The organism is Bacillus sp. JJ1122 (assembly GCF_036964885.1).
Classification (GTDB): Bacteria; Bacillota; Bacilli; order Bacillales; family Cytobacillaceae; genus Mesobacillus.
Map to the genome: position 1 here is coordinate 89,170 of NZ_JBALQL010000006.1, position 9,165 is coordinate 98,334.

Annotated in this window: 9 protein-coding genes; 1 reads left to right on the top strand and 8 read right to left on the bottom strand. The window is 39.5% G+C overall.

Annotated features, from left to right (window positions below):
• Window positions 1-42: 42 nt before the first annotated feature.
• Window positions 43-888, bottom strand: coding sequence for a Ku protein (locus V7201_RS04080; protein ID WP_335375512.1), 846 nt, complete (start codon window positions 886-888; stop codon window positions 43-45).
• A 135-nt stretch (window positions 889-1,023) separates the two neighbouring features.
• Here V7201_RS04080 and V7201_RS04085 point away from each other — a divergent pair, with 135 nt between their 5' ends.
• On the top strand, window positions 1,024-2,856 hold the full coding sequence (locus tag V7201_RS04085) for a DNA ligase D (RefSeq protein WP_335375864.1): 1,833 nt from the start codon (window positions 1,024-1,026) through the stop codon (window positions 2,854-2,856).
• 66 nt (window positions 2,857-2,922) lie between these two features.
• Here V7201_RS04085 and dapF read toward each other — a convergent pair whose 3' ends face one another.
• The 7 genes from dapF to V7201_RS04125 form a co-directional block, all read right to left on the bottom strand.
• Complete coding sequence (dapF, locus tag V7201_RS04090; protein ID WP_335375513.1) at window positions 2,923-3,903, bottom strand: diaminopimelate epimerase; 981 nt, start codon at window positions 3,901-3,903, stop codon at window positions 2,923-2,925.
• A 131-nt stretch (window positions 3,904-4,034) separates the two neighbouring features.
• Window positions 4,035-4,364 carry a four-helix bundle copper-binding protein gene (locus tag V7201_RS04100; RefSeq protein WP_335375515.1) on the bottom strand — a complete coding sequence of 110 codons (330 nt, stop codon included), beginning with the start codon at window positions 4,362-4,364 and terminating at the stop codon, window positions 4,035-4,037.
• A gap of 85 nt (window positions 4,365-4,449) precedes the next feature.
• Window positions 4,450-5,220 carry a hypothetical protein gene (locus V7201_RS04105; RefSeq protein WP_335375516.1) on the bottom strand — a complete coding sequence of 257 codons (771 nt, stop codon included), beginning with the start codon at window positions 5,218-5,220 and terminating at the stop codon, window positions 4,450-4,452.
• A gap of 197 nt (window positions 5,221-5,417) precedes the next feature.
• Window positions 5,418-6,806, bottom strand: coding sequence for a S8 family peptidase (locus V7201_RS04110; protein ID WP_335375517.1), 1,389 nt, complete (start codon window positions 6,804-6,806; stop codon window positions 5,418-5,420).
• 283 nt (window positions 6,807-7,089) lie between these two features.
• Complete coding sequence (locus V7201_RS04115) at window positions 7,090-7,869, bottom strand: ABC transporter permease (protein ID WP_335375518.1); 780 nt, start codon at window positions 7,867-7,869, stop codon at window positions 7,090-7,092.
• Entirely contained in the window at window positions 7,866-8,774 is a 909-nt protein-coding gene (locus tag V7201_RS04120; protein ID WP_335375519.1) for an ABC transporter ATP-binding protein, read from the bottom strand. The genes V7201_RS04115 and V7201_RS04120 overlap by 4 nt, the downstream gene beginning before the upstream one ends.
• Window positions 8,774-8,974, bottom strand: a complete 201-nt coding sequence (locus V7201_RS04125) for a PLD nuclease N-terminal domain-containing protein (protein WP_335375520.1) — start codon at window positions 8,972-8,974, stop codon at window positions 8,774-8,776. Before V7201_RS04125 ends, V7201_RS04120 begins: the two co-directional genes overlap by 1 nt.
• Window positions 8,975-9,165 lie beyond the last annotated feature (191 nt).

Here is a 9,165-nt window from a genome sequence, read left to right on the forward strand (position 1 = left end):
ATAAAAACCGGCCAAGCAGTAAGCTGGCCGGTGTATGAATTATTATGCTTGCTTTTTTTCCTTTGCTTTTGGTTTTGCGGCGGCTTTCTTTTTCTTTACTGGCTCTTTTTTCTCTGGCTTAGTTCGGTCGATTGATGCCTGGAGTGCAGCCATGAGGTCGGTGACATTGGAAACCGGTTCTTTTTCCGTAGGTGTAACGAGTTCTTTACCGGTGCGTTTTGCTTCTATTAGCTCAAGCAAGGCAGTCCGGTAATCATCATGATATTTATCTGGATCAAACTCTGTTGTCAGCTGATCAATCAGCATAATGGCCGTATCGAGTTCTTTCTCCGTTACCTTATCCTCAGAGGGAACATTTGGTACGTCTACTGTTTTTCTTACCTCATCCGGGAAATGAATTGTTTCCATGACAAGCGTATTATCATACACCCTGATTACGGCCAGTTGTTCTTTTGCCCGGATCATGATTTTTGCTATTCCGACTTTTTTCGATTCTTCAAGCGCTTTTCTTAATAGTGAATAGGCCTTTCCTCCACTTTCGTTCGGCGACATAAAGTAGCTCCTTTGATAGTAGATTGGGTCTATCTCAGACATTTTTACAAAATCGATGATTTCGACTGCTTTATCTTCATTTTCTTTTTTCAATGCTTCCAAATCTTCATCATCAAGAACGACAAATTTTCCTTTTGTATATTCATAAGCTTTCACGATATCTTCATTTTTTACTTCCTTATCACAAACAGGGCAAACTTTCTCATATTTTATTGGAGAGTTGCACTCCTTATGAAGCGTCCTCAGTTTAACATCTTTATCTTCAGTTGCGGCATGGAGCTTGATTGGGATATTGACAAGGCCAAAGCTGATGCTTCCTTTCCAGATTGTATGCATATTCGTATCCATCCTTATTGTTTTATTACTAATTTGGTTTAGAAACGGTTTATCATTCGTTAAAACTTTTCCCAGCAGACTAGTTTGCTGATAAACAGAGACAATATAAATACGACTTGTGAAAGGATGGAAATGATGCCGAAACCAATGCTCCCTACACTGGCATTTAATATCCCAAGAGGAGAAGAATGGCGTTATGAAACAAAATTTGACGGGTTCAGAGCTGTTTTGTCATGGGATACTGAGATTGCGCTGACCAGCCGGAATGGGAAGCCGCTAATTCCAATTTTTCCAGAAATCCTGGAATTTTTGCTTTCCCTCGAGGAAGAGTTCAAACCATATCTCCCGCTAGAAATGGACGCTGAGCTGGTATTTCTGGAGAATGAATATAAAGCAAATTTTGGTGCCATTCAAGTTAGAGGAAGAATGAGATCGGAGGAACGGATTGGCCATATTGCCAAAAAGAATCCATGCAGATTGATGGTTTTTGACCTCCTTACACTTAGAGGCACAAGCCTAATAACTGAATCATACGAAGAACGGCGGTCCATGCTGGAAACTTTATTTAAAGACCTAAAGCTTCCACTGGCACCTGATAACGGAAGCCAGGAATTAATACAATTAATCCCGAGTGAGAAAGAACTTGATAGATTATGGGAACAAATAGTGCTATTTGATGGTGAAGGGATTGTGGCTAAGCGAACCAACAGCAAATGGGTGGAAGGCAACCGGACTCAAAGCTGGATCAAAGCGAAGAATTGGAAATATGTTTCATGTTTTGTGACTGCATACGAAAAATCGAATGGTTATTTTTATATTTCTGTTTACAAGGCTGATAAGATACTCCCAATTGGCCTTGTCATTTTCGGTTTTAAGCCTGAAGAGAAAAATGCACTCCAGCAAATTATCAAACAAAATAAAAGCGATGAAGACAACCAATACATTTATGTTGAACCCGGGATTTGCCTTGACGTGAAGTATTTGGAAATTTATGAAGACCAGCTTCGCGAGCCGCATTTCCACCAATTCCGATTCGATCTTTCGCCTGAAACCTGTACATACGAGAAGTTTGTTCTTCAGCAAAAGAACCTGCCGCCAGATATTGAAATCACTCATCCTGACAAACCGCTATGGGAGGAACCTTCAGTTCAGAAGATCGATTATATTCATTATCTAAGAGAAATTTCTCCATTTATGCTTCCTTTTTTAAAGGACAGGCTGTTAACAGTCATTCGATTTCCACATGGCATGTTCGGCGAAGCCTTTTACCAAAAAAATGTTCCTGACTATGCTCCTGATTTTGTGGAAACGACAATGTCAGAGGGAATTGAATATATCGTATGCAACAACATGAAGACCCTGCTGTGGCTCGGAAACCAGATTGCCATTGAATTTCATATACCTTTTCAAACAATCGTGAGCAAAGGGCCTGATGAAATCGTCTTTGACCTTGACCCTCCATCAAGGGAGTATTTTCATTTAGCAATCAGAGCAGCTTTATTCATTAAAGAAGTCTTAGATGAATTAAAGCTCATCAGCTTTATTAAAACATCTGGAAATAAAGGGCTTCAGGTGTATATTCCGCTCCCTGACAGCACTTATAGCTATGCCGAAACCAGGTTATTCACTTCTTTTATCGCACAATATCTAGTTTCAAAGGATCCAGATTCATTTACGATTGAACGGCTGAAAAAGAATAGAGGCAACAGGTTGTATGTAGACTATGTCCAGCATGCCGAGGGCAAAACAATCGTCAGCCCCTATTCTGCGAGGGGCAAATCTCACGCTGGCGTGGCAACTCCTTTATTTTGGGATGAAGTTACCGAAGATTTACGAATTGAAGATTTTCATTTAGTGACAATTCTACAAAGAGTCCAGAAGCATGGCTGCCCGTTCCGAGATTATTTCGCTGCAAAAGCAGAGCAAAATTTTGAACCCGTGCTTCAGATTTTAAAGGGGAAGAAATAGATACAAAAACCTCCTGATATTTGAACTCAGGAGGTTTTTCGGAAAATCGCTACCCATGGGAATTTTTTAGAACTGGGTCAGGTATTTTTTCGCATGCTCTTGCAGCAAGCTATACTTTGCATCTTCGTTGAAATCTTCCTGCTCCAATATCTCCCCTACAATAACTTTATCGTCAAATTCAATTTTTAGCTGAGCTGAGTACAAAAAGGTTGCGTTACCGATCAAATCAATCGAGTAGACACCATTATTTTCGTGGACAGAACATTGAACCATTCCGCCATTGTTATAAACATTAATCGGCTGTTCAAATTCATTTTCATTCAAAAGGCAAGTGACAAGAGTTGATGCAGACATTGCTGTTCCGCAGGCATTTGTGAAGCCTACTCCACGTTCGAAAGTATTGACGTATATACTCCCTTTTTCAAGCAATCTGATAAAACTTACATTTACTCCATCTGGAAATAAATCATTCGGATTGTTTAGCTTTTGGCTTATTTCTTCCTGCAAATCAGAGTCTAATTGCTCTTTGCCTACAATGGCAGTAAGATGCGGATTTGGAACTGCCAGTGCTGTAAAGGTCAACTCTTCCGATAACTGAGGGAGTTTTCCCTGAATAAGTGTTTCTTGATCTAGCTTAAGCGGCAAATCCTCCAATTTAAAAGACACTGGAGATATCTCCACTTGATAGGTTGGGATATCGATAAAAATTTCCTCATGCTTTTTCACTTTAAGATTGGCTTTCAATGTTTCTATTATCGCTTCATCCCTACCGAGCTTTTCACAAACATATCTTCCAGCACAGCGAAGTCCGTTTCCACACATAGAGGCCTCAGTACCATCTGAATTAAAAATGCGGTATTGCGCGTCTGCTACGTTGCTGTTACGAATAAACAAAATGCCATCAGCACCAAGTGAAGTATTTCTGTCACAAAGCGCCAAAGCCAAATCCCGTCTTTTGAAATCGTCCAATTTATAGTTTCCTTCGGTTTCGTCTATCAGTAAAAAATCATTATTAGAACCATGGCATTTTATTAAATTGATTAACATATTACTGCCCCCAAATTCCTTCTTTATATTACAAGATGCCATAAAAGATGGAATTGTTCAATAAGGAACTCTATATTTGAAGTCAAGTAAAAGACCAGCATACTGCTGCTGGCCTTTTAACAGGATAATATTTAAGAAGCCATATTCCTGCATGCTTCTGCACATTTGAAGCATGCATCCGCACACCTCTGACAATGCTCGTGGTCATGCTGCTTGCATTCATTTCCGCATGACTCACAAATTTCTGCGCATAACCCACAAATCTGTTTGACGAATTGGCTATTTGTCTGCATCGCTGTTACTGCCAAGCCGCAAATTTCAGAACACTCTCTGTCTAATCTGATACACTCAGCCATCATTTTCACATTCTCTTCTTTCAAGCACGAATCAAAACATACATTACAAGCTTCAATACACTCTTTGCATGCCTGTATACAATCTTGATATTGCTGATCCCACATAAAACATTACCTCCTTGAGTATCTTACTTATTTGTTAACCTAAATACCCGGAGATAAACAGCTATAACAAAAATGGATAAATATTCTAATGGTTATAGTATTTGTAATAATGAGCCACTGCTGCAAATACAGCAAGCCGTTCGGAAGTCGTTAAACTATAATCAAAGGTCAAAACCGGAGTATTGGCATCAATAAAAAAATGTGACCACTCCAGCGGCATCCACCCTTTTTGAAGCTTAAAAGCCTCCATGCCATACGCATTAATGAAAAATAAATCGGAGTTTGCCCCTTCTAGTTTTAATTTTTTCCCACCCTCTACGATAGCAGTACTTGACTTCTTTTTCGGATAAAAGAATCCTTCGATCTCACCTTTCTCGTTAACCAGCTTTGTTTTTTTAGGATCACTAAGCAGACGTCCTATCTGGCGCCCATGCGCATCATAAATCCCAAGCTGTTTCGACATCCTCTTATCGATAAAAAAAGGAATGATCCATCGCCATTGTTTTATTTTAATCTCTTTCAATTCACCTGCCAGCATGCCATCAGGTGTAAAAAATAACAGCCTTATGCAAGGGGCAGGCGCAAAAGCGATCATTAAATGATTTTGCGATAAAAGATTCTTTTCGTCATAAAGACTTATAGATTCCCTGCTTTCTTCAGATCGGTTTCGATATAAAAGATAGCTATTATATTGTAAAAAACATACTGACAAAAACGGGACTGCAACAACCAGGAACGGGATATCCCAGGACAACAGGAGGCTGACAGTCAAAATAATGGAGAGCATTCCTGCGGAAACAATAGAACCGTTTAATCTGATATTGGCTGCCTGCTGATAATATTGCTGGATACTCATATCTATTATCTCCTTGAAGAAAATCTGTTTCGTCATATTAATTCTATTAAACAAGGAGATTAAACATTCTACCTTTTTCAATTTATAAAAGACTTCCCTCGGCTGGGATATAATTCATTCAATAGGGAAGTCTTCAATTAAAAGCTTTTCAATGAAAAGGAGGGACAGATTTCTTAAATCTGCCCCTCCTTTTACAATTATTTCGTGTTCAACGCATTAACAGCATTAATCAATCCATGTCCAGCCTTTTCATCGTAGCCAGGCTGGAATACATCTTCAGCAGATTGTTGGATAATGGCTTTCACCTGTGCCGGAGAAATTTTATCCTTTCCATATTTTGCGATGATTACACCAGCCAAAGCCGCGGTTTTCGGTGCTGCCATTGAAGTTCCACCTTTACCTCCATAACCGTGGCCAATTACTTCTTTGGTTTTAGGATCTAAGATTGGCACTGTACTAAATGCTAGATAGCTATTATCCCTTCCGGCACCTGTAGCAGGATCATAGTTAGGTCCAAGGTCGCCCCCGGGAGCCATTACATCAATTTTACCAACACCATAGTTAGAGTAAAATGCAAGATTTTTCAATGCGCCACCTGCGGAAACTCTGATCATTGTCTGGCTGCTAGGGCTTCTATGTGTTGCACCCTTATCATCACCAGAAAGTTTTCCGGGACTGCTTAAGTCCAGCGCATTGTTTCCAGCCGAACCAACAACAGTAACTCCCTTTTGGATGGCATACTGGATTGCGCGATTGAACAAATGTACATCTGCCACGATATCTTTCGTCGCATAATCCGGATTTTGGAACCAGTCATATCCGCCAAGAGACATATTTACAACATCGACATTATCATCTGCTGCCGTCATTAATGCATCAGCGATATGTGCGGTTTCCGCTCCGCCAGTTGGACCAAATACCCGATAAGAAGCAACCTTCAAATCAGGACCAACTCCGAGGGCTTCACCTTTTGCTGCAATCGAGCCGGCAACATGTGTGCCATGGCTATTCTGATCAATCGGATCGCTATAACCTGGAACAAACGACTTTCCGCCTGCATAGTTATCCTTTAAATCTGGATGATTATAATCGATTCCTGTATCTATGACACCAACAACGACGTCATCTCCTGATAGCGGCTTTCCAGTGCCTCCAGGTATTTTCCATGACGCTCCGTCATTTGTTACTTGTTTAATGTCCCACATATATTGGTTGTAAAAATCAGCACCTTCTGTTAGGTCTTCTGCCGTAACAGTCTCTGATTCAATTGTTTGTTCAGGGTAGACAATATTCTCTGCACCAGCCTCTAAAACAAGCGAAGACTTTTTAACTTCATTCAAGAAGTTAGCATTTTTAGAAGTTACCTCCACAGCACCTAGCTTGTCCAATTTATCTTCTATTTGTCCGCCAGCTTTTCTGATTGCATCTGCATATCCTGCCGGAAGATCCTGTTGGTCCTTAAATATGACTAGATATTTATTTCCAGAAGTTTCTGCTTCACCTTTGGTTATTCCTGCATTAAAAATGGTTGCAGCACCTAAGAGTACAGCCAGCGTACCAGCATAAAGTTTTTTTCTCTTCGACATAAAAACCCTCCCTTTTTTCTTAATTTTCATTATATTTAAAATTTAAATTTTCTCAATATAGTTTTATCGACACTGAACCTGCTGATACAGAAGCAAATTTAGGAATATTTTATTATTAAACTTAAAAAATTCCCCCTTTTGATAAATTTGCAATAAGGTGAAAGAATCAATTATAGATACAAAAAAACTAAACATTTCGACAAAACATGACTATAAAACAGTTCTTACATCCTATCAAAATAAAAAAAAAAACTGATCCAAAATGGACCAGATTCAAAGAAATTTAATCTGCAAGTTCCTTGCTTTTAAAAACAGCAACGGCAGAAGCAAGCAATAAAATAATCAGCAAGAACGTAGTGCCAATGGCAAACCGGGTGTCATCTGGCCAAGTATCCAGGACAAGTACTTCAGAAGCATATTGCAGGAGATGAGTTGGACTCCACTTCATCATATGTGATAAGGTACTTCCAATAAGATTGATTATGATGGTTATACCTAGGGACAAGGCTCCCACAGCACTCGGATGTAAAATAATCGAACTACAGAAGATCGCGATGGTCACAACAAACACAATCCAGAGACCATACAAGAAATATGCTGACATGAAATCCCCAAATGGAATGAATTCATATAGAACTCCAGTATAATACCAGCTTGCCAATAAGCCTAAAAACAAAGAGAGCGTAATTAATAACATTGCACTTGCCCATTTAGAAGAAATGTAGGAGAAGTAAGAAACTGGTTTAACGAGAATCAATTGAGCTACTCCGCTTTTCCTTTCGCCAGCGACCATTCCCATGGTAGATAATGCAATGATTAAAATACCGAGTGTCTGGTATTCTCCCAAACTCATGATAAATACTTCATTGGCAGAGGGTTTTGGGATTTCAATGACTGCTCCTTCTGGTAACCCACCTACAGAATCCAGTATTTGTGGCATATAATAAGTAGTCAGCGGATCCATGACTCCAAGTAATATAAAGGATACCGGGACCCATATCCATTTATAATTTCTTGTCATCTCCAGTAATTCTTTATTTAAAAGGGTAAACCACTGATTCATTTTCCCACCACCTTCATAAAAACATCTTCCAGACTGATCGAACTGATTTCATATTTAGATAACGGCCAATCATTTTGCACTGCCATTTTCAGGACCAGTCCTCTTACTGCATTGAGATCATTCACTAAAATACTCGCTTTATTACCTTCAATTTGTATGGTAATTACTTCAGGATGATCATATATGGTATTTAGATAACGTTCTGGGCTTTCCTGGAACACAACGTCGATTTTTGACTGCTGGTTCTTTTCTCTAAATTCGTCCATCGTCCCGGATTCAATAATTTCACCTTTATGCAAGAATAATATACTTTCACACACTTCCTCTGCGTCATTAAGGATATGAGTGGAAAATAAAACGGTTGCTTCCTGTTTTAGCTTTTCCAGCAACCCGAGTAATTCTCTTCTTCCGAAAGGATCGAGGGCAGAAACGGGTTCATCGAGCATAATTAATTTAGGTTTGTGAATAACCGCTTGTGCTATTCCCAGACGCTGCTTCATCCCTCCTGAGTACTTGCTTATCCTTTTGTTCCTCGCTTCTGTAATACCTACCAGTTCAAGAAGCTGTTGTGAACGTTGTTTAGCTTCCCTGCTGCTTAACCCTGATAATTTACCTGTATATTCCAAAAACTCACTACCCGTCATCCACTCATAAAACACAGGGTGCTGTGGAAGGTAGCCAATCAACTTCCTGATGTCATCCCCCTTCTCTTCAGATTCGAAATATATATTTCCATTCGAAGGCTTTAGTAATCCTGACAGCATCTTAAGAGTGGTTGTTTTACCTGCACCATTGGCACCAATTAACGCTACGCATTTCCCCGATTCAAGTTCAAAATTCAGTCCTTTTATCACCTTGGTACCTTTAAAGCTCTTCTCCAAATTCTCCACATGGATTAAGGACATTAATTGTTTCTCCTTCCAAATACAAAATACAGGATGGGTCCCAGAATATTTATAATCAGTATGACGATTGCCCAAATCCATTTAGGTCCATTCGTTTTTTCAATTTTTATTAAATCGACCAGTGCAACAATCAATAAGATTCCCTGAATAACCAGTATAGGTGCGGCCAAAGACCAGTTTACCGTGTCTAATAATTCCATATTGAAGTCCCTCCCCGTTGGATTCTATCCATAAGACGCACAAGGATAAAAAACGTTCAAAAAAAATCCAGCAAATTTATGCCGGATTCAGCTTGTCTACAAAGATACAGATTACAAATCAGTTATTGAAAACCTGTTGACCTTCGTTCCAGGCACGTAGACTCCTCCGAAAATGCTAACGCATTTCCATC

Coding starts and splice junctions, on each gene's coding strand:
- V7201_RS04080 (WP_335375512.1), bottom strand. CDS start 888: ATGCATACAATCTGGAAAGGAAGCATCAGCTTTGGCCTTGTCAATATC.
- V7201_RS04085 (WP_335375864.1), top strand. CDS start 1,024: ATGCCGAAACCAATGCTCCCTACACTGGCATTTAATATCCCAAGAGGA.
- dapF (WP_335375513.1), bottom strand. CDS start 3,903: ATGTTAATCAATTTAATAAAATGCCATGGTTCTAATAATGATTTTTTA.
- V7201_RS04100 (WP_335375515.1), bottom strand. CDS start 4,364: ATGTGGGATCAGCAATATCAAGATTGTATACAGGCATGCAAAGAGTGT.
- V7201_RS04105 (WP_335375516.1), bottom strand. CDS start 5,220: ATGAGTATCCAGCAATATTATCAGCAGGCAGCCAATATCAGATTAAAC.
- V7201_RS04110 (WP_335375517.1), bottom strand. CDS start 6,806: ATGTCGAAGAGAAAAAAACTTTATGCTGGTACGCTGGCTGTACTCTTA.
- V7201_RS04115 (WP_335375518.1), bottom strand. CDS start 7,869: ATGAATCAGTGGTTTACCCTTTTAAATAAAGAATTACTGGAGATGACA.
- V7201_RS04120 (WP_335375519.1), bottom strand. CDS start 8,774: ATGTCCTTAATCCATGTGGAGAATTTGGAGAAGAGCTTTAAAGGTACC.
- V7201_RS04125 (WP_335375520.1), bottom strand. CDS start 8,974: ATGGAATTATTAGACACGGTAAACTGGTCTTTGGCCGCACCTATACTG.